The sequence below is a fragment of the Asticcacaulis sp. P2_C5 genome (genome assembly GCF_056404555.1).
Genome location: NZ_JBFUDU010000011.1, coordinates 220,394 through 239,431, shown reverse-complemented (window position 1 = coordinate 239,431; position 19,038 = coordinate 220,394). Strand labels below are relative to the sequence as shown.

At 61.2% G+C, this 19,038-nt stretch carries 20 protein-coding genes; 14 read left to right on the top strand and 6 right to left on the bottom strand.

Annotated elements, in window-relative coordinates; all coding sequences use genetic code 11:
* Position 1: 1 nt before the first annotated feature.
* From ccoN to AC1DXO_RS19575, 11 genes are all read left to right on the top strand, one after another.
* Positions 2-1,471, top strand: coding sequence for a cytochrome-c oxidase, cbb3-type subunit I (gene ccoN / locus AC1DXO_RS19625; RefSeq protein WP_476979872.1), 1,470 nt, complete (start codon positions 2-4; stop codon positions 1,469-1,471).
* A gap of 11 nt (positions 1,472-1,482) precedes the next feature.
* Entirely contained in the window at positions 1,483-2,226 is a 744-nt protein-coding gene (gene ccoO / locus AC1DXO_RS19620) for a cytochrome-c oxidase, cbb3-type subunit II (RefSeq protein ID WP_476979871.1), read from the top strand.
* Positions 2,223-2,372, top strand: a complete 150-nt coding sequence (locus tag AC1DXO_RS19615) for a cbb3-type cytochrome c oxidase subunit 3 (protein WP_476979870.1) — start codon at positions 2,223-2,225, stop codon at positions 2,370-2,372. Before ccoO ends, AC1DXO_RS19615 begins: the two co-directional genes overlap by 4 nt.
* Positions 2,365-3,258: a cytochrome-c oxidase, cbb3-type subunit III gene (gene ccoP, locus AC1DXO_RS19610; RefSeq protein ID WP_476979869.1), complete on the top strand. Its 894-nt coding sequence runs from the start codon at positions 2,365-2,367 to the stop codon at positions 3,256-3,258. Before AC1DXO_RS19615 ends, ccoP begins: the two co-directional genes overlap by 8 nt.
* A gap of 401 nt (positions 3,259-3,659) precedes the next feature.
* Positions 3,660-5,087 (top strand): cytochrome c oxidase accessory protein CcoG, encoded by a 1,428-nt coding sequence (ccoG, locus tag AC1DXO_RS19605; RefSeq protein WP_476979868.1) that lies wholly within the window; start codon positions 3,660-3,662, stop codon positions 5,085-5,087.
* Positions 5,062-5,571, top strand: a complete 510-nt coding sequence (locus tag AC1DXO_RS19600) for a FixH family protein (RefSeq protein ID WP_476979867.1) — start codon at positions 5,062-5,064, stop codon at positions 5,569-5,571. The genes ccoG and AC1DXO_RS19600 overlap by 26 nt, the downstream gene beginning before the upstream one ends.
* Positions 5,571-5,723 carry a cbb3-type cytochrome oxidase assembly protein CcoS gene (gene ccoS, locus AC1DXO_RS19595; RefSeq protein WP_476979866.1) on the top strand — a complete coding sequence of 51 codons (153 nt, stop codon included), beginning with the start codon at positions 5,571-5,573 and terminating at the stop codon, positions 5,721-5,723. Before AC1DXO_RS19600 ends, ccoS begins: the two co-directional genes overlap by 1 nt.
* Positions 5,720-7,945 (top strand): heavy metal translocating P-type ATPase, encoded by a 2,226-nt coding sequence (locus tag AC1DXO_RS19590; RefSeq protein ID WP_476979865.1) that lies wholly within the window; start codon positions 5,720-5,722, stop codon positions 7,943-7,945. Before ccoS ends, AC1DXO_RS19590 begins: the two co-directional genes overlap by 4 nt.
* Positions 7,942-8,610, top strand: coding sequence for a YoaK family protein (locus AC1DXO_RS19585; protein ID WP_476979864.1), 669 nt, complete (start codon positions 7,942-7,944; stop codon positions 8,608-8,610). Before AC1DXO_RS19590 ends, AC1DXO_RS19585 begins: the two co-directional genes overlap by 4 nt.
* A 43-nt stretch (positions 8,611-8,653) precedes the next feature.
* Positions 8,654-8,956 (top strand): hypothetical protein, encoded by a 303-nt coding sequence (locus tag AC1DXO_RS19580; RefSeq protein WP_476979863.1) that lies wholly within the window; start codon positions 8,654-8,656, stop codon positions 8,954-8,956.
* A 75-nt stretch (positions 8,957-9,031) separates the two neighbouring features.
* The gene (locus tag AC1DXO_RS19575; RefSeq protein ID WP_476979862.1) at positions 9,032-9,925 is read left to right on the top strand and encodes a universal stress protein; all 894 of its coding nucleotides are present in this window, start codon (positions 9,032-9,034) and stop codon (positions 9,923-9,925) included.
* A gap of 17 nt (positions 9,926-9,942) precedes the next feature.
* On the opposite strand, the gene AC1DXO_RS19570 is transcribed toward AC1DXO_RS19575, so the two are convergent.
* The 6 genes from AC1DXO_RS19570 to AC1DXO_RS19545 form a co-directional block, all read right to left on the bottom strand.
* On the bottom strand, positions 9,943-10,641 hold the full coding sequence (locus AC1DXO_RS19570) for a VIT1/CCC1 transporter family protein (RefSeq protein ID WP_476979861.1): 699 nt from the start codon (positions 10,639-10,641) through the stop codon (positions 9,943-9,945).
* Between the two features lie 192 nt (positions 10,642-10,833).
* Positions 10,834-11,481, bottom strand: coding sequence for a helix-turn-helix domain-containing protein (locus tag AC1DXO_RS19565; RefSeq protein ID WP_476979860.1), 648 nt, complete (start codon positions 11,479-11,481; stop codon positions 10,834-10,836).
* Positions 11,482-11,573: 92 nt separating this feature from the next.
* Positions 11,574-11,921 carry a hypothetical protein gene (locus AC1DXO_RS19560; protein WP_476979859.1) on the bottom strand — a complete coding sequence of 116 codons (348 nt, stop codon included), beginning with the start codon at positions 11,919-11,921 and terminating at the stop codon, positions 11,574-11,576.
* Between the two features lie 43 nt (positions 11,922-11,964).
* Complete coding sequence (gene fixJ / locus AC1DXO_RS19555) at positions 11,965-12,579, bottom strand: response regulator FixJ (protein WP_476979858.1); 615 nt, start codon at positions 12,577-12,579, stop codon at positions 11,965-11,967.
* 2 nt (positions 12,580-12,581) lie between these two features.
* On the bottom strand, positions 12,582-14,114 hold the full coding sequence (locus AC1DXO_RS19550) for a PAS domain S-box protein (protein ID WP_476979857.1): 1,533 nt from the start codon (positions 14,112-14,114) through the stop codon (positions 12,582-12,584).
* Between the two features lie 121 nt (positions 14,115-14,235).
* Entirely contained in the window at positions 14,236-15,501 is a 1,266-nt protein-coding gene (locus AC1DXO_RS19545) for a hypothetical protein (RefSeq protein ID WP_476979856.1), read from the bottom strand.
* Between the two features lie 238 nt (positions 15,502-15,739).
* Between AC1DXO_RS19545 and AC1DXO_RS19540 the strand changes: the two genes are divergently transcribed.
* The 3 genes from AC1DXO_RS19540 (at position 15,740) to AC1DXO_RS19530 (ending at position 19,027) form a co-directional block, all read left to right on the top strand.
* A complete protein-coding gene (locus AC1DXO_RS19540) occupies positions 15,740-16,696 on the top strand; it encodes an SAM hydrolase/SAM-dependent halogenase family protein (protein ID WP_476979855.1) in 957 nt (318 codons plus the stop codon).
* A gap of 221 nt (positions 16,697-16,917) precedes the next feature.
* Positions 16,918-18,684: a hypothetical protein gene (locus tag AC1DXO_RS19535; RefSeq protein WP_476979854.1), complete on the top strand. Its 1,767-nt coding sequence runs from the start codon at positions 16,918-16,920 to the stop codon at positions 18,682-18,684.
* 1 nt (position 18,685) lies between these two features.
* Positions 18,686-19,027 carry a hypothetical protein gene (locus tag AC1DXO_RS19530; protein WP_476979853.1) on the top strand — a complete coding sequence of 114 codons (342 nt, stop codon included), beginning with the start codon at positions 18,686-18,688 and terminating at the stop codon, positions 19,025-19,027.
* Positions 19,028-19,038 lie beyond the last annotated feature (11 nt).

The following is a 19,038-nucleotide window of genomic DNA, read 5'->3' as shown; positions in this document are numbered from 1 at the left end:
CATGCAAAGTCCGCCTCCAAACCTTACGACCCCAGCCCTTACGATCCCAGGCCGTTATGATGAGACCGTCATCAAATACTTCACCCTCGCGGCGATGTTCTGGGCCATTGCCGGCTTCACGGTCGGCCTGTTGCTGGCGTTGCAGATGGCGTTTCCCGTCTTCAATATCGAGCCGTATCTGAACTTCGGTCGGCTACGCCCGCTGCACACGTCGGCGGTTATTTTCGCTTTCGGCGGAAACATCCTGTTTGCCACGTCCTACCATGTGGTGCAGCGAACCTGCCATACCAAGCTGTTTAGCGTCCGGATGGCCTGGTTTCATTTCTGGGGCTACCAGGCCTTTATCCTTATGGCCGGGCTGGGCTATCTGTTCGGCGTCACCCAGGGCAAGGAATATGCCGAGCCCGAATGGTATGCCGATCTGTGGCTGACCATTGTCTGGGTGGTCTACTTCCTCAACTTCCTGATGACCCTGACGATGCGCAAGGAAAAGCACATCTATGTGGCCAACTGGTTCTTCCTCAGTTTCATCGTGACGGTGGCCATCCTGCACCTGGTCAACGGTCTTTCGTTGCCGGTATCCCTGACCTCGGTGAAAAGCTATTCCGTCTGGGGTGGCGTCCAGTCGGCCCTGATCCAGTGGTGGTACGGCCATAATGCAGTCGGTTTCTTCCTGACCGCCGGCTTCCTGGGCATGATGTACTACTATATTCCCAAACAGGCCGACCGTCCGGTCTATTCCTACCGTCTGTCGATCATCCACTTCTGGTCGCTGATCTTCATCTATATCTGGGCCGGTCCCCACCACCTCTTGTATACGTCTCTGCCCGACTGGGCCCAGACCCTGGGCATGACATTCTCGATCATGCTGTGGATGCCGTCGTGGGGCGGGATGATCAACGGCATGATGACCCTGTCGGGCGCGTGGCACAAATTGCGCGACGATCCGATCCTGCAATTCATGATCATCGCGCTCAGCTTCTACGGCATGTCGACCTTCGAAGGTCCGCTGATGTCGATCAAGACCGTCAACTCCCTGTCGCACTATACCAACTGGACCATCGGCCACGTCCATGCCGGGGCCCTGGGCTGGGTCGCCTATATCTCATTCGGCGCCATCTACTACCTGATCCCGCATCTGTGGAAGAAGGCCGGCATGTATTCAACCAAGCTGATCAGCCTGCACCTGTGGATCTCGACGGTCGGTATCGTGGTCTACATCACCTCGATGTGGATCGCCGGCATCATGCAGGGCCTGATGTGGCGGGCCTACGACAAGATGGGATTTCTCACCTATTCCTTTGTCGAGGTCGTCCAGGCCATGCACCCCTATTACATCATTCGGGCCGCCGGCGGCGCCCTGTTCCTGCTCGGCGCCCTGATCATGGTCTACAACATCTGGCGCACCATCAAGCTGCCCGACGCTGCAACTGAACCGGCGGCCCAGCCCGTCCTCGCGGCCGCAGAGTAAGGAAATCCGTCATGCTGGAATCTCACAAGAAACTCGAACGCAATTCGATCTGGATGCTGATGTTCGCGGTCGTCGCCGTTTCGATCGGCGGCATTGTCGAAATCGTGCCACTGTTCCGAATGCAAACCACCATCGAGCCGGTCAAAGGGGTGCGTCCACTGACACCGCTGGAACTGGCTGGGCAAAACATCTACATCCGCGAGGGCTGCAACACCTGCCATTCGCAGCAAATCCGGCCGCTGCGCGACGAAGTGCAGCGCTATGGTCATTACAGCCTGGCGGCCGAAAGCATGTATGACCATCCTTTTGTCTGGGGGTCGGAACGTACCGGGCCCGACCTGGCGCGCGTCGGCGGCAAATATTCCAATTCGTGGCATATCGAACATCTGGCGGCGCCGCGTTCGGTCGTACCGGAATCGATCATGCCCAACTATGCCTTCCTGGCAAAACACTATCTCAAAACCTACGAACTGCCCGCCCAGATGACCGCGCTGCGTCGCGTGGGCGTGCCCTATACCCGTGACGACATTGCCAATGCGGAGCTCGACCTGCAGGTTCAGACCCTGCCGGACGAGGACGCGAGCGGCCTGCAAAAACGGTATGGGCCTAAGGTTGTGCCGCAGGTCTATGGCGGCGAGGGGGGATCGCCGACCGAGATGGACGCGCTGGTCGCCTATCTCCAGCAACTGGGCACCCAGGTCGATTTCACAACCTACGATCCCGATTACGAACTGCATGGAAAGGGCACAAAATGAATACGACTCCCATCGGAATTGCGGTCCTGATCGCCTTTGTCCTGGCCTTCTCCGGCATCTGCATCTGGGTCCTGTGGCCCGCAAATCGTCAACGTATGAAGGCCCACGGCCTGATCCCCCTGCAGGAGGACAAGGACAATGGTTAAAACCCCCAAGACAAAACCCGAGGCTTCCGCTGATATCGACGCCATAAGCGGTGTCGAGACCACAGGCCATGAATGGGACGGATTGAAGGAACTCAACAATCCGACGCCGCGCTGGTGGCTGATCGTTTGGCTGCTCACCATCGTCTTTTCGATCGGCTATTGGGTCGTTTACCCCGCCTGGCCGACACTGTCCGGCCACACCAAAGGGACATCGGGCTGGACTCAGTTCACCAAGCTAAAGGCCGAAGAAGCAGAGATTGCGACGCGCCAGGGCGCTTATCTGTCGCGTTTCCACAGTGCCTCGTTTGCCCAGGTCAAGGCCGATCCGAACCTTTATGAATTTGCCCGCGCCGGCGGAGCCGTGGTGTTCAAGGAAAACTGCGCGGCCTGTCACGGTACAGGTGGCGAAGGGCGGATCGGATATCCCAACCTGAACGACGACGACTGGCTGTTTGGCGGGACGGTCGATGATATCTACAACACTATCCAGGTCGGTTCACGCTCGACCGATCCCGACACCCACGCCACCATGATGCCGGCCTTCGGCGGCATGCTCAAACCGGCGGAAATCGACGATGTTGCGACCTATGTCGGGCAACTCCAGCACGGCACGCCGGCGGCACCGGCAGCTGCTTGGACACGCGGCCAGGCGCTGTTCGCCACCAACTGCGCTTCCTGTCACGGTGAAGTCGGCGAAGGCAATCGCGCGCTTGGGGCACCTCAGTTGAACGATGCGATCTGGCTGTACGGTGGTGACAAGGCCACGCTCGTCGCTACCATCTCGCGTGCACGCGCCGGAGTCATGCCGACCTGGAAGCATCGCCTGAAGGCAGACGACCAGCGCATGGTCGCGCTCTACGTCCACTCCCTGGGCGGTGGGGAATAACGATCGGAACCTGACGTCTAAGTATGCACACATCTTCTTGATTTGTGTGACCGAACGACAGAAAGGCCCCCACCACCCCCCTTCGCCAAAGCTGCGCTGCGCTTCGCAATGTCTCGGGCGGTCCCCCGCCCCGCTCACGGGGCGGTATAAGTATTTGTTTTTCTTATGCTCCCCCGTTGGCGGGGGAGCGGGGCGCCCCGTGGCGTGGCGTGGCGCTCGCGCATCTTCGGCGCGTAAGCCGTGACGGTGGGGAGCTACGGCGTTATCATGGTGTGCACTATGCCCCGGCCCGACACAGGGATCGGGACATTTGCGTCGGAATTGACCCTGATCAAGGCCGCGGCTGGCCAACCGGGTACAGTGCCGCTCCACTTCCGTTCCTTTGTTTGAGTCGCATTCCCATGGTCCAGCTGTTCGCCAAGGCGGAGAAGATCTATCCACGCCGCGTCGACGGTACATTTCGAAACCTGAAGTGGCTGGCGATGGTCGTGCTGCTGGGAATCTATTATGGCGCGCCCTGGCTGCGTTATGATCGCGGCCCCCATGTGCCGGCCCAGGCCATATTGATCGACCTGCCCGGTCAGCGCGGCTATTTCTTCGGCATCGAAATCTGGCCGCAGGAAGTCTATCTCCTGGTAGGTGTCTTGATCCTCGCGGCGGTCGGGCTGTTTTTCGCGACCTCCCTGCTGGGGCGGGTGTGGTGCGGCTATGCCTGTCCGCAGACGGTGTGGACGGACCTGTTCGTCTGGGTCGAGCGCTTCGTCCAGGGCGATCGCAATGCCCGCAAGCGGCTCGATGACGCGCCCTGGAGTCTCGACAAGTTGTGGAAGAAGACCCTGACCCACGCCATCTGGCTGGTGATCGGTCTGTTGACCGGCGGCGCCTGGGTCTTTTACTTCAACGACGCGCCGGCGCTCGTCGACGATATCCTCCATTTCGCCGTTGAGACGGACGTGCTGGTGTGGATCGTCGCCCTGACCCTTTCGACCTACTTCATGGCCGGTTTTGCGCGCGAAAACGTATGCAAATACATGTGTCCCTATGCACGGTTCCAGTCGGCGATGTTTGACCGCGACACTCTGATCATTTCCTATGCTCATGAACGTGGCGAGCCGCGCAGCCACCTCGCAAAGCGCAAGGATGGACAGGCGACCGACTGGAAAGCGAGGGGCCACTGCGTCGACTGCGATTCGTGCGTTGTCGTCTGCCCCATGGGCATCGATATCCGCAACGGCCTTCAGTATGACTGCATTTCGTGCGGCCTGTGCATCGATGCCTGCAACCACGTCATGGAAAAGCTGCTGCTGCCGCGCGGCCTGATCCACTACGACACCGAGAACAACCAGTTGCGGCGGACGCAGCAGATTGCCAAGGGCGAGCCGGCGACGCGGGGGCGGATGAAATGGATCAGGCCGCGCACGATATTCTACGCCGCCATCATGTCCCTGGTGGGATCGCTCATGCTGGGGGCAATCCTTATGCGTACGGAAACCGACCTCAATGTGATCCACAACAGGTCACCGCAATATGTCAGGCTGTCCGACGGCGGAATTCGCAACAATTACCAGATCAAGGTGCTGAACAAGACGCATTTCGACCGCGATTACCTGGTCGGCGTCGAAGGTGTTCGCACAACCTCGGTCGCATTGCTCGCGGCGGGCGACATGCCCGTCCGCTCCCTGCGCGTGCCGGCCAACAGCGTCGGTGAATTCCGCGTTCAGGTCATTGCCGCCGCCGGCCGGGCGGAACGCAAAGCCATCACGTTTCATCTCACTGACAGTGCAACCGGAAAGGCGGCCGAACATGCCAGCTATTTCATCCAGCCCTGAACGCGATTCCGCTCAGGCGGCGATCGACCGGCATCGCGGCCGTTTTGTGCCGTGGATCATCGCCGCCTTCTATCTCGCCTTCATGTCGGCGCTGATCGGCTTTGTCTTCATTGCCTATGGTCATCCGCCCAACGAAATTACCAGCAATGCCTATGAAAAAGGCCTGGCCTATAATGACGCCCTGGACAAGTCCGCCACCCAGGCACAACTCGGCTGGCTGTCGACCGTTCGCTATGATGCGGGCAGGGTGATCTTCAAGCTGGAAGACGGCCGCCACCAGCCTGTCGAGAAGGCGCGGGTCAAGGCCTGGTTTGTCCATCCGGCACTGAGCGCGCTGGATCGCAGCTTCGATCTGAGGAACGAAGGTGGCGGGCTCTACAGCGCTGACGCGCCCCTGCCGGCCCAGGGCGCGTGGACCCTTCACGTGACGGCGGAGCTGATGGATCGCCAATACCAGTCGACCACGCAGATCCAGGTCGACTGATGGTCATCATGCTGGTCCTGGTGCCCCTGGCCATGATGCTCGGCCTGGTCGGGCTGGCCGGTTTCCTGTGGGCGTTGAACTCGGGGCAGTTCGAGGACCTGGAGGGCCATGCCGCACGTATCCTGAAACCCGACGAGGACGACAAATCATGACCCAGGCGGTCGATTTCGGATGTTACACGCGTGACGAGGGCGACCGGACCTCTATGTACGTCCAGATCGAAGGCATGCGCTGCGCCACTTGCGCCTGGAAAATCGAACAGGCCATGATGGCTCACCCCGGGGTCGAGGCGCGCATCAATTTTTCGACCCAGCGCCTGCGTGTCAGTTGGCCCAAGACGCCCGCTGACAAGGCCGCAAACGATGACCTGGCGCCGGGGCCAAACATCTTTGCCGGCGAGATTGAAGCCCTTGGTTTTCGCGTTGCGCCCTTCGACGGCGAGAGCCGGACGCAGCAGGCCCAGGCAGAGGAGCGCTTTCTCCTGGGCTGCCTGGCGGTGGCCGGCTTCGCCACCCTGGCGCTCATGCTGTTTGTCGATCCGCTGTGGTTTCTGCCGGAGACGTCCCTGAACGGAGCGACACGCGATCTGATGCACTGGACCATGGGGCTGATCGCCATGCCGGCGACGCTCTATTGCGGTCGACCGTTTTTCCGCTCGGCCGCAGCGGCCCTGCGACATGGGCGGACCAATATGGACGTGCCGATCTCTCTGGCGGTCATCCTGGCCAACGCCATGTCGTTGTTCGAGACCATCCGTCACGGTCGCTACGTATACTTCGACGCGGCGATTATGCTGCTTTTTTTCCTGCTCATCGGCCGCTATCTCGATCTGAAGGCGCGCGGCAAGGCGCGCGAGGCAGCGGAGGGACTGCTCGCCATGCTGGAGGGCACGGCCCGAATCCAGGACGAAGCCGGAACCTGCAGCGGAGTCGTGCACAGCGTGCGCATTCGCGATGTCCGCCCCGGACACCTTCTGCTGGTTGCCCCCGGTGAGAAGATCGCAGCGGACGGGATCGTAGCCGACGGTGAGTCCGACATCGATACGCGGCTGGTGACCGGCGAGACCCTGCCGCGAAACGTTCGTTCGGGCGATCGCGTCTATGCCGGCATGATAAACCAGTCGTCAGCCCTTATGGTGCGCGTAGCGGCTGCCGCGGACGACAGCCTGCTGTCGGAAATCGTCGTCCTGATGGAAAAGGCCGAACAATCCCAAAGCGCCTACGTCCTTTTCGCCGATCGTGCCGCTGCGCTCTACGCGCCTGTGGTCCACGGCCTAGCCCTGCTGACCTTTATCGGCTGGCTGGGCTGGGGACTGGTTTCGGGTCAGGCCGTAGCCTGGGAAGACGCACTTTTGCGCGCCATGGCGGTGCTGATCATTACCTGCCCCTGCGCCCTGGGTCTGGCCGTGCCTGTCGTCCATGTGCTGGCGTCGTCGGTTCTGTTTTCGCGCGGCGTGCTGCTCAAGTCGGGCAAGGGGCTGGAGGCGCTGGCCGGTATCGACACGGTCGTGTTCGACAAGACCGGCACCCTGACCCGCGGCGAACCGGTGTGGCGCAATCCGGACGTCCTGACGGCCTCGGACCGTCGTCTGGCTGTGGCAGTGGCGCGTCAAAGCCGCCATCCCCTGTCCCAGGCCGTAGCAGCCGTCGTAACGGAAGACACTCCGATATCCGTCACGGTCACAGATCATCCCGGCGAAGGCCTGTCTGCGATCGCCGGCGCTGAGACTGTCAGCATGGGAAAGGGAAGCTGGTTAGGTGTGCCGCCCTCCGGTGATGATCGCATGGAGCTATGGTTCCGGCGAGGTGACGGGCCAGCTATTCGGTTGCTCTTCGACGATGTCGAGCGCACTGACGCTGCGGCGACCGTGGCCGGACTGCGCAGCCGCGGTCTGCGCGTCGTCATGCTGTCGGGCGACCGGTCGGCAGTCGCCATGGCTATGGGCCAACGCTTGGGTATCGGCGAAATACGGGCGGAATTGACGCCGGTCGACAAGGTGACGGTGATCACCAATATGCAAGGCGCCGGCCGGCGCCTTCTGATGGTCGGTGACGGTCTCAACGATGCGCCCGCCCTGATGGCGGCCCATGTCTCGATGTCGCCGGCCAGCGGCGTCGACATCACCCAGAATGCCGCCGACTTCGTCTATCGCGGAGAGGGGCTGGCCCCGCTGCTTACCGCCATCGACGTCGCCCGAAAAACAAGGCTTCTGGTGCGGCAGAATTTCATTCTCGCTCTTGCCTACAACGTCATTGCGGTGCCAGCTGCGGTATTTGGGTTTGTCACGCCGCTTATTGCCGCGATCGCCATGTCGGGTTCATCCCTGGTTGTCGTAGCGAATGCCCTGCGTTTGAAATGGAGCCGCCTGAAGTGAAAACGCTCGATCGTTCCGTCGTAGGCCTGGCTGTCGGCATGTCTGCCCTCGCCGGACTTGTTGATGCATTGGGCTTTCTGGAGCTGCGCGGCATGTTCGTCTCGTTCATGAGCGGGAATTCCACGCGGCTGGCCGTCAATCTGGCAGGCGGTGATTTGGCGGGCGCCCAGATGGTGGGCGGCATCTTGTTGCTCTTCGTAGCCGGCATGTTCGGCGCGACCGTGGTTGGCCACTTCGTGCCGCGGCGCCATCATATCGGCTTGATCCTGGCCCTGGTCGCCGTGCTGCTCGCGGCGGCGTTCGGCAGCCATCTGGCGGGATGGCATTGGCTCACCATCGCCTGCATGACCCTGGCCATGGGCGCCGAAAACGCCGCCCTGCAACGTGACGGTGAAGTCGTGGTTGGCCTCACCTACATGACCGGCACGCTTGTCAAGGTCGGTCAGAAACTTGCCCAGGCCGTGACGGGCGGACCGCGTTTCGACTGGCTGCCTTATCTCATGCTTTGGCTGGGACTGGTGAGCGGCGGAATCGTCGGCGCCTTGATCTACGACAAGGCGGGACTGAACGGATTGTCTATTGCTGCCGTGACGGCGGCAGGACTTGGGTTTTATGCGGTCTGGATGCGCATCGCCCTGCCGTCAAAAGGACCGGAATCGCTATGACTCAAAGTCTTCACAAATCCTGGCAGGACAATGACCTGCTCAGTTGGCTCGGCAAGGAAGCGCCGCGCTATACCAGCTACCCTTCTGCGAACAGATGTGCTGGTTCTGCGGCTGCAATACCCAGATTACGCTTCGCTACGAGCCCGTGGAAACCTATGTCTCCAGCCTGATCGCCGAGCTTGCCTTGATCGCGGCAGCACTCGGCTTTCGCCCGAAGGTTCACGCCCTGCATTTCGGCGGCGGTTCACCCGGTTTACTGAAGCCGCAAACCTTGGGCGCCCTGATGGACGCCCTGCGCGGTGCTTTCGATCTCGCCGATACGGCGGGAATCGCTATTCGCGCGTAGCCCGAGCGCTTGATTGGGATCAAGGTAACTTAGCGATGGAACGGCCACTATGTCCTCTGAAACGAGGAGGCACTCATGTCGATCAAATCCATTCTTCATGTCTTTGGAGGCGAGGCACACGAACTCAACGCCCTGAGTTCGGCATTGGCCCTGGCGCGCGTCAGCCGCGCCTTCGTCCGCATTCTGCATATCGCGCCGCCGCCGATCCTGCCCGCAACGATGGATATTATGGGCTATGCTGTTGTCGCGGCGGGCGACGCTTCTATCATCGACGTGCTGGAAAAGGATGCGCGTGACCGCAGCGACCGTGCGTCGGCCTATGCCAGGGACTATTGTCGCCGTGAGGAGATTGCACTCCTGGCCGATGGCGCGTCTGCCGTCATGGGGCAGGCGCACGCCGCCTTTCGCGTCGTTACCGGTGTTCCCGACGTCTGCCTGATCAAGGAGGCCTATACAGCCGATCTGGTCATAAGCGGCTACAGCAACCGGCCGGATGTCGATCTTCAGACCGTTTTGACGTCTTTGTTCAATGCCAGGCGGCCGATATTGCTGCTGCCGCGCGTGCCCGGAGAACCCCTGTCGTCAACAGGGTTTGCCCGGACGATCGTCTTCGCGTGGGATGGAAGTCGCGCGGCGGCGCAGGCTTTGCGCGAAGCGGTCCCGCATATGCTGCATGCCAAGCAGGTCTTCCTGTTGCGCATCGCCAGCGGAGTCGACCAATATGACGATATCGCCGAGTCCGACGTATTGACCTATCTCCACAGCCACTGCATCAAGGCCGAGTTTGTTCATGTCGCCCGGGAGGGGCGTTCCGTTGGCGCAGCGCTTTTGCATGAAGCCTCCGTGCTCGAAGCCGATTTGCTGGCCATGGGGGCGTACGGACAGAGCCATATCGGAGAGATGGTCCTGGGCGGCGCGACCGACCACGTGCTGAAACACAGCCGTCTTCCCCTTCTCCTGGCGCGGTGATGACCCGAGACGCGTTTTTATAAATCGGTACCAAACAGTCGCCCGATACCCGCCGTCACCAACAAGGCGGCAGCACCCCAAAGCGTGACGCGCAACGTAGCGCGCAGACCGCCGGCGCCACCGCTCCGGGCACTGGCCAAGCCCAGTCCAGCCAGCGACACCATGGTTACGATAAAAACCGCGGTCAAAATCCACGCCCGCGGCGCGACGGCGACGGCCAGAAGGGGGAGGGCAGCGCCCGTGGCGAAGGTCGCCGCTGAAGTCAGGGCCGCCTGGACCGGTCGCGCTTCGAGATGATCGCTGATGCCGAGTTCGTCGCGGGCGTGGGCCTTTAACGCATCCGCCTTCATCAGTTGAACCGCGACCTGCCGTGCCAGATCCGCTTTAACGCCGCGGGCGGTATAGATTTCGGTCAGCTCGTCAAGCTCCGCCTCGGGAAAGTCTTTCAGTTCCTGACGCTCGCGCGCCAGATCAGCGCGTTCGGTATCGGCCTGTGAACTGACCGAGACATATTCTCCGGCCGCCATCGACAGGGCGCCGGCAGCCAGGGCGGCAATACCGGTCAGCAGCACGGTCGCCTTGTCGGCTTGACTGGCGGCTATGCCAGCGATCAGGCTGGCCGTTGAAACGATACCATCATTGGCGCCCAGGACGGCGGCACGAAGCCAGCCAATCCGGGAGATGAAATGCGATTCCTGCGCTGCGTGACGGGCCAATTGGTTGCCTCCGGTAAAATATCCGTGCTGGCTGTCAAGATAAGTACTGCCGGCATGAAATGCAGGCGCCGGCAGTGAGGACGATGTCCTGTCTGCCGGCGCCGTTCCGCACGTCGTTGTGGTCGGCTCGCACGTCGTACGGTTCCGGCCGGTCGGCAAGTGGGGGAAAATGCCGTCCGGCAAGAGGTATTTTCAGCCTGTCATGTCTTCCAGGGCGTCCCAGCGCAGCACATCCAGCTCGCGCGCTGAGGTCAGGCGGATGATGCGCGCCTCACGCAACTTGGTCAGGACGCGAGACACCGTTTCGATGGTGAGACCCAGATAGTCGGCTATATCCGTACGCGACATTGGGAGGCTGATGACGTCGGCATCGCGCGACCCTTGCCGTTCGGCCATTTCCAGCAGGAAACCCGCCACCCGGCCGGCAGCGTCGTTACGTCCGACCGTCAGGAGATGATCATGCGCCCGTGTCAGCGATTGCAGGGCCAGCTTGAGCAATTCGTGTGACAGTTCGCTCTCGCTGCCGGGACGCAACAGACGCAGCCCCACAATATTGACCGCGTCGGCGAAGAAATGCCGTTGCGCGCCGCCTTCGAAACCGAAGATTTCGCCCGGCATATGGAAGGCGCAGATCTGGCGGCGGCCATCGGCGAGCAGCCGGTAGATGCGCACCACGCCGAACGCAACCTGATACAGCGCACCCGACCGGTCACCTTCGGCGTAAATTTCGGCACCGGCCGAAAATGTAGCCATCGGACCACAACGGGCAGCCAGAGCATCCTCCGTCTGGGAGATGCGCAAGGCAGGCTTGGTATCAAAGGCGGGGGCTGCGTCGAACATGGGGCGGTTCCAACTGTCTTGATGAAGCGTTGAGACAGTGATGCCGGAAATTCACGAGCCGCGTAATTCGGTCTTATCCTAAGGGTTTCTACTTAGGGCTCCGCCAAAGCCTGGCGCAGGGTGTCGACAACGACGCCTTCCAGCAGCGGTTTGCGGATGATCGTCGCCTGCCGCAAGGTCGGGAATGGCATAGCCTGGCTGGCCAGGATGATCGTCTTGGGCCCGAGCGCGACAAGACGCGCGTCGCCGGCCAGCCTTCGGTCGAGCCCGGCATGATCGATGATCAGGGCATCGCACCCCGACGCTCCCGCTTCGGGCGGCCAGGCCGCGCATTCCGACACGGCAAAGCCTTCTGCCGTCAGCATGAAGGCAAGCGAGTGGCGCAAATCGGCACTGGGGGCGACCACAAGGACATGCGGATGGAAAGGCTCGGAAGGCATGACTCTACTTGTCACACGGGCAAAGTGCCCGCCTTGACCAGAATCAATTGCGCTTCAGGTCGACTGTGAGGGTCATGCGCACCAATTCGGGCAGGCTCTTCGCCTGCATCTTGCTCATGATACTGGCGCGATGGACCTCGACAGTACGCGGGCTGATTTCCAGGTCGTAGGCAATCGTCTTGTTCGGCAGGCCGGCGACGATACCGACGAGGATTTCATGTTCGCGTGCCGTCAGGTGCATGAGCCTCTGCTGGATGGCGGCATTTGCCGGCCCGACCTCACTGCGTGCATCAGCCAGAGCCGTAGCGCGCTGGATGGCGTCGATCAGGACATCGTCGGCGAAGGGCTTCTCGATAAAATCAATCGCGCCCGCCTTCATCGCGGCCACCGCCATGGGGACGTCGCCATGGCCGGTAATAACAATAGCCGGTACGTTAAAGCCGCTGCCAGACAACGCTTCAAGCAGTTCCACGCCATTCATGTCGGGCATGCGTAAATCCGTCACAAGGCAAGCACGCGTGGGATCGCCGAGATTCGCCAGGAAGGCCGGTCCGCTCTCGTGCGTCTTGACGGCAAAGCCTGCGCTCATCAGCAGAAAGGCCAGCGACGCCCGCACGGGTGCTTCATCGTCGACAATGTGAACGATGCGGTCACTCATGGTCATTTCCCGATGTTTTCGCCGGACATGTCGTCCCTTACCACCGGGAGTGTGAAGCGGAAAGTGGCGCCGCCATCCTGGTTTCGCCTGACATTGATCTCGCCGTCATGGGCCTCGATGATTCGCTTCGATATGGCAAGGCCGATGCCCATACCGCCCGGCTTGCTGGTAACAAAAGGCTGAAACAGTTGCGCCGCGACATCGTCACCTATGCCGTGGCCGGTGTCAGCGACCTCAACCGCAATGACATCGCCATCCAGGTCCAGGGTCGTCAAGGTCAAATCCTTGCGATTCGAACCTCGCATGGCCTCGCCGGCATTGCGAATCAGGTTGATCAGCACCTGCTGGATCTGCACGCGGTCGACCAGAACGGTGTCGCTCTCCGCGCGATAATTGAAGACCGTCTTTATGCCCTTTTCCTTCGAACCCGCCAGGGCCAGGGCCGCGGCTTCTTCGATGACGTTGCGCAGGCTTTCGCTTTTCAACTCGGTCGTGCCGTGGGTCGCCGATTCACGCAGATGATGGATAATCTTACCGGCGCGCAAGGCCTGCTTGGCGGCCTCTTCGAGGGCCGACCTTACCATCATTGCCGGTTCCGCCGTTGCGTCCTTGAGCAACCGGATACTGCCCTGGACATAGTTGGCGACCGCCGACAAGGGCTGGTTCAGTTCATGTGCCAGGGTCGAGGCCATTTCACCCAATTCATTCAACCGCGACAACCGTGCCAGTTCGCTGTGCAACTGCTCGAGCTGAGCCTCGGCGTCGGCGCGTTCGGTCAGGTCACGGATAAAACCGGTAAAATAAACCTTGTCACCCGAACGGACCTCGCCGACGGACAACATGATAGGAAAGGTCGAGCCGTCGGCGCGCTGCGCGGCCACCACGCGTCCGATACCGATGATGCGTTTTTCTCCGGTGGTGAGATAGCGATGCAGATATCCGTCATGCTCGGCCTTGTACGGCTGAGGCATCAGCAGATCGACATTGCGACCGCGCACGTCGTCCTCCTTGTAGCCAAACTGGCGTTCCGCGGCGGCATTGAAGGAAATGATGCGGCCCGCGTCGTCGATCACGATAGCGGCGTCAGGAATGGTGTGCAGAATGGAACGGATCTGCTCCTCGCGCTGATCCAGCCTGGCTTCGGCTTCGTCTGACCGGCGACGTGTGCGATGAATGACTTCACCCATCATGGCAATGAGCCCGCCGGTCACGACATAGACCAGGATCAGGCTGCTGGCCTCCGCGAAACTGCCATGCAGGTCCGTGACGATAAGGGCTATGACCATTGACAGGACCGCAGCGGTCACGCCCGGCCAGAGACCGCCCATAATGGAGCTGAACAGGATCGCGGGCAGGATAAAGGCAAATGCAAGGCGGTTGCCGACGATGGGACCAAGGGCCTCACGCACCAGGAAGGCCAGCAGGCAACTGACCACAGCAAAAACATAGCTGGGCCAGCCGCTGTAGCGGCCGGCCAGCAATCCATCATAAAATCGCGCACGACGCTGTTTCAGGTGCTCGAAAACGTCTTTCAAGACAAACCTCGTTGATGCAGGTCGTCACGATTCATTCTGCGGCCTCATGAAAGATCCAATAGGTTCATATAGCGCCTGAGGCAAGGCGCCTAGGCAAGGTATCGGGACTGGATCGTCTTCTTCACGACTCTCCGCCCGCGGCCGCTATCAGGGCCATGGCAGGTTCGCTGACCAGCCGGCGGAAATGGAACTGCCGGCCCCAGCCTAGCGGCGTCACATCGCGATATTCATGCAGCGTGTCAGGACCATAACCCGGATGCATCTGCTTGCGTAGTGATGCCCGGACATTTGGATCGGCGCCATGGTCGAGCAGAAGCTTTGTCATGGGCGCGGTGAACGGTCCGCCCTTTTGGTTCATCCAAATGTTGGGTTGCGAGACCACGGTGCTGAACAGGGCCGTATGGCCGCCAAAGCCATCCTGGTCTAGGGCCGCAGGCGCGTCGACCGGCATACCCTTATCAAGCAACCATTTGACGATCTCCATTTCATCGTAGTCGATCGCCATATGCAGCAAGGTGGCGCCACCCAGCGGCGTCCCATGCGTCGCCATGATCTCATCGTGGCAACCGAGAGCCGGCGGGTAAATTTCCTCGAACGCGAATGTCCGCGTCAACAGGCCTGGGTCGCGGGCCAGATGGGTTTCGAGCAAATCGATTCTGCCGCGATGCACAGCCATTGGCGCGGTGTCGGGCAGGATCAGGCCATGTGCGACGTACATCTCCAGGATGGCGGACTTGGCAGCGGGATTACGCGAATCGGTTTCAAGGACCACATCGACGGGCACGAGCCGTCCTTGCCTGTCGTCCACCACGGCCGCTCCGATTTCCAGGGCGAAAGCCGTCCCTTCCGCGCTGAGCGTATAGGCCGCGTTGACGAGCAACTGTGTGGGAGCCTGGGGCCGTCCCATCAGCTTATGAATCAGGCGCGCCGTGTCGATACGGCTTTGCAGGACGGCCCGGTCCAGTGCCTTTTCGAGGTCCCTGGCGCCCATGTCATGAAGCGCCTCGATAATCCGATCGCGGCCAAGATTGGCGGCATAGCTCATCGGTGGCCCCCAATTGCAATCCGGGCGGATGCGCGCAGATTCATGCAGCAACTGGGGATGATCGGAGATCAGCCGCCGTACCGTGGCTAAATCGTCGTCTCGGATCGCCTGGGTCAGCTGGCAAGCCTGGACGACGCGCGCCCAGTTTTTCGCCCCATAGGCGCGGGCCAGAACATATTGGGCGTCGGCCAGCTTAAGCGATGTTGGATCTGCGCCAGGCAGGTGCGTGTTAAATCTCGCGACGGCGTCCGGATCTCCGGAGCGTAAATCTTTAAGCAAATCCTTGGCCTGGCGGCGAACCTGATCGAGGTCGGGACGGGTGGGCAGGACATATTCGGGCATGACGAAGCCTCCTTCAACGCCCGGCGTCCGCTTCGATCGGGCAAAGGAGGTTCGCGAGAACCGGAATGCAGCCGTGAAAGCTTCGGATGGACTCGGTCCTGCCCGCGGACGGGGCGCGTTCCGAAACGCGCGGATCGATCGTACCATTGTCACGCAGAACAGGCCAGACGGGTTGTTGAAAAGCCGGGTTGCGTGCGCTGCGGTATGATGTAGGGTTGGCCTGTCGGAGGCCGATCCCATGAAATCTCATCACAATTATCTGGTCCTGGTAACGCTTCTGGCGATGGCGGCGAGTGGGCCTGCCGCGCTCGCCAAACCGGCAAAACACCACGCCCATGTCGCGGTGCACACATCGCCCCTGGTCCTCTATACGGATTTCGGCAATCGCGACGGTGCGGTGTCGGAGGTCAAGGGCGTTGCCTATGGCGTGGCGCCCGGTCTGCTGATCTCCGATCTCAGCCACGAAAACCCCAGCGATATTTTCGAGGGCGCCTATCGCCTGTACCAGACCGCGCCCTACTGGCCCAAGGGGACTGTGTTCGTCACGGTGATCGACCCGGGTGTCGGCACGGAACGTCTGTCAGTTGTGCTGAAAACAAGAGCCGGACACTATTATGTTGGCCCCGACAACGGACTGTTCACCCTGATCGCCGAACAGGAAGGCATAGAAGGGCTGCGCCAGATCGACGAAAAGACCAATCGCCGCCCGGGCTCCGAAGCCTCCTATACCTTCCACGGCCGCGACGTCTTCGGCTATACGGGCGCCAAACTGGCCGCCGGACTCATCTCCTTCGACCAGGTCGGGCCGCTTCTGTCGCCGGACAAGCTGGTGATGCTGCCCTATCAGAAGCCCGCCCGCAGCGGCGATACGGTGACCGGCCTGATCCCGGTGCTCGATATCCAGTATGGCAATGTGTGGACCAATATCCCGCAAAGCCTGTTCGACGAGTTGCGCATCGCCATCGGCGACCGCGTGCATGTGAAATTCTTCCATGGCCGCCAACTGGTCAATGAGGTGACCGCGCCTTACGAACATACCTTCGGTAATGTCCCGGTCGGCCAGCCGCTGGTCTATATCAACAGCCTGCTCGACGTCGCGGTCGCCCTCAACCAGGGTAGCTACGCCGCCGTCCATGGTATCGGCTCGGGCGTCGACTGGACGGTCGAAATCAGCAAGGCGGGGCCTGCATCCTGACTATCAGATTATGGCTTGGTGTCCGGCGCAAACGGCGGGCAAAAAAAGCGCTTTGCCTCGTTTCAAAAACCGAATACGAGATTTCAAGGCCAGGGCACTGCAGGCGGGGGCGAATCTTGACGGCACCAACACGTTTTTCGGCGAATCCATATCGGATTCTTCGCCTGGCGGGCGATGCTGCCAGCCGTGACATCCATAAGGCGGCGTCCCAGGCGCGTCGCATGATCTCGTTAGGCGTCGACAGCCCTGATAGTGATGAAGCGCAATTGGGGCCGTGTATGCGCACCGAGGCCACCATCCGCATGGCGATCGGTCAGTTGGAGAATCCCGTCGAACGGCTGGAACACCGGCTGTTCTGGCATCTGCCCGTTGCAGCCGACGTCGCGGACGAATTCAGCGATGTGAAGGCGCGACATGAGGCCTGTATCGCGCAACTGATCACGGCTTCGACTGTCGAAGAGGCACCCAAGATTGAGCTTTCGCATGACGCGGTAGCGGATACAGGGACAGGCCCCGAAATCGCGCCTGCCCTTGAAACCGAATCCTTGTCAGGTCCTGCGACGCTGGCCGAGGCGCTGGCTGCGTGGCGCAGCCTCGTCGCAGAGGATCGCTTCTGGGACCTGATGCAGACCATCGAACTGGGCGGCGATTTCGAACCCGCCGCCTATCCGTCGGAAGTCGACGCCCTGCGTAAGACCGCGGTCCGCATGGCGGCGGAACCCTTTGTCGAGGGCATGCGTGATGCGCTGCTACAGGGTAATTCGGAGGCTCTGGCGCCCTGGCTGTCCGCCCTGTCAGGCTTGTCCGAAGAAGCGTGGGCGGCCGATCTGGCCGAGGAGGCGGGCCAGCAACTCCTGCGCGCGCTTGAGACGCGTTGCACCGAGATCACCGATCAACTGGCTGCCAATCTTGTTCGTGAAAACGGCTATGTCAAAGGCAATACGGCCGTGGCGGGCGCAGGCCTGAACCGCTACCGGACAGAGGCGGCGCCCGAACTGACCCGCCTGACGCCGTTGATTGCCAGCGTGCCGGCACTGGATGTGCGGGCGCGCGAAGCCGTAGCCAATTGCCTGGCTCAGGTGGCTGGCGCCTTTACGTGGTGCGATGATTTCGAACGCGCCGAAAAGCTGTTCAGTGAGGCGTTGAGCCTGTCCCGAGGCACCATGGCGGAACTGAGTTTGGAACGCGGCATGGAAGGCATCACCCAGAGCGCCAGGGCGCGGCGGCGCTGGGGCAAGAAGGTCGAGGGCGCGCCGTCTCTGTTCACCCTCAACGGCTGCGGTGTTACGCTGTACGGTTCGGACGAATACGACGCCGAAAGCGGGACGTCGGTGGCCACCTACTATTTTGTGCTGGTCTTCATCCCCATCCTGCCGATCGCGCGCTACCGCGTTCGTCGCAATGGCAATAGCTATCAGTTTTACGGCAAACTGCCGCTGCGTACCTTCGACAAATGGCATCTCGGCCTCGCGGCCGCCGCCGTTGCAGCCCTGTTCATCATGGCCATCATCGGCGGACAGTCGGCATCGACCAGCAGCAACTATGTCGACGACTCTGCTCCGCCCGAGAAGACGCACTATACAGCATCGGAAATCGCCGAGGAGGAGGCCGCTGAAGCGTCGATTACCGCCACCCTGCCGCCCCTGCCGGACAATCTCAGTACCTACGAGTTGAAGGACAGGATCAATGCCGGCCGAACCCAGATAACCGCTTTAGAAGCGAAACTTACGCCTCTGTCCAACCAGATCGAGGCGCTGGATACTCAGATGAAGCCGATCGCCGACGAACTGGAAGGGCTGGATAAGGCCAAGACGGCCGGCCAGAAGATCGATCAGGCGCATTACAAGCAGCTCGCATCGACCTATAATCACGATGTCGAGGCCCGCGAGGCACTGGTCGCGCAGGGCAGGCCGCTGGCCGAGCAGTATGATCGGCTTGTGGTGGACGATAAACGCATGGTCAAGATCTACAACGCGAAGGTTCAGTAAGATGGCTGTCAACCTGACCGATGGAGATCTGGCAGCCATCCTGATCGAGATATGGCGCCTCGACCAGGTCATTTCCGGTCTGGCCGATCTGTCGGCCGCCGCGGCCCTGCGCCGGATCAGCCGGCGCCTCCAAGGCGCTGTAGCGTCGTGCGAGGCGGAAGTGATCGACCTGGCCGGCCGGATTTACGATCCGGGCATGCCGGTAGATGTTATCGACGTCGAATATGCCCCAACGGGGGCGCAGGCCGATGATATGGTGGCCACGACTCTGGAGCCGATCGTCGTCGTCGGCGGCCGAATCGTCACGCGCGGCCAGATCGTGCTGCGCAGGACGGGCAGATAGATGAAACGTCA

What these genes read in the sequence shown, in the direction of transcription:
- ccoN (WP_476979872.1), top strand. Translation starts at nt 2, where the DNA reads ATGCAAAGTCCGCCTCCAAACCTTACGACCCCAGCCCTTACGATCCCA.
- ccoO (WP_476979871.1), top strand. Translation starts at nt 1,483, where the DNA reads ATGCTGGAATCTCACAAGAAACTCGAACGCAATTCGATCTGGATGCTG.
- AC1DXO_RS19615 (WP_476979870.1), top strand. Translation starts at nt 2,223, where the DNA reads ATGAATACGACTCCCATCGGAATTGCGGTCCTGATCGCCTTTGTCCTG.
- ccoP (WP_476979869.1), top strand. Translation starts at nt 2,365, where the DNA reads ATGGTTAAAACCCCCAAGACAAAACCCGAGGCTTCCGCTGATATCGAC.
- ccoG (WP_476979868.1), top strand. Translation starts at nt 3,660, where the DNA reads ATGGTCCAGCTGTTCGCCAAGGCGGAGAAGATCTATCCACGCCGCGTC.
- AC1DXO_RS19600 (WP_476979867.1), top strand. Translation starts at nt 5,062, where the DNA reads ATGCCAGCTATTTCATCCAGCCCTGAACGCGATTCCGCTCAGGCGGCG.
- ccoS (WP_476979866.1), top strand. Translation starts at nt 5,571, where the DNA reads ATGGTCATCATGCTGGTCCTGGTGCCCCTGGCCATGATGCTCGGCCTG.
- AC1DXO_RS19590 (WP_476979865.1), top strand. Translation starts at nt 5,720, where the DNA reads ATGACCCAGGCGGTCGATTTCGGATGTTACACGCGTGACGAGGGCGAC.
- AC1DXO_RS19575 (WP_476979862.1), top strand. Translation starts at nt 9,032, where the DNA reads ATGTCGATCAAATCCATTCTTCATGTCTTTGGAGGCGAGGCACACGAA.
- AC1DXO_RS19565 (WP_476979860.1), bottom strand. Translation starts at nt 11,481, where the DNA reads ATGTTCGACGCAGCCCCCGCCTTTGATACCAAGCCTGCCTTGCGCATC.
- AC1DXO_RS19560 (WP_476979859.1), bottom strand. Translation starts at nt 11,921, where the DNA reads ATGCCTTCCGAGCCTTTCCATCCGCATGTCCTTGTGGTCGCCCCCAGT.
- fixJ (WP_476979858.1), bottom strand. Translation starts at nt 12,579, where the DNA reads ATGAGTGACCGCATCGTTCACATTGTCGACGATGAAGCACCCGTGCGG.
- AC1DXO_RS19545 (WP_476979856.1), bottom strand. Translation starts at nt 15,501, where the DNA reads ATGCCCGAATATGTCCTGCCCACCCGTCCCGACCTCGATCAGGTTCGC.
- AC1DXO_RS19540 (WP_476979855.1), top strand. Translation starts at nt 15,740, where the DNA reads ATGAAATCTCATCACAATTATCTGGTCCTGGTAACGCTTCTGGCGATG.
- AC1DXO_RS19535 (WP_476979854.1), top strand. Translation starts at nt 16,918, where the DNA reads ATGATCTCGTTAGGCGTCGACAGCCCTGATAGTGATGAAGCGCAATTG.
- AC1DXO_RS19530 (WP_476979853.1), top strand. Translation starts at nt 18,686, where the DNA reads ATGGCTGTCAACCTGACCGATGGAGATCTGGCAGCCATCCTGATCGAG.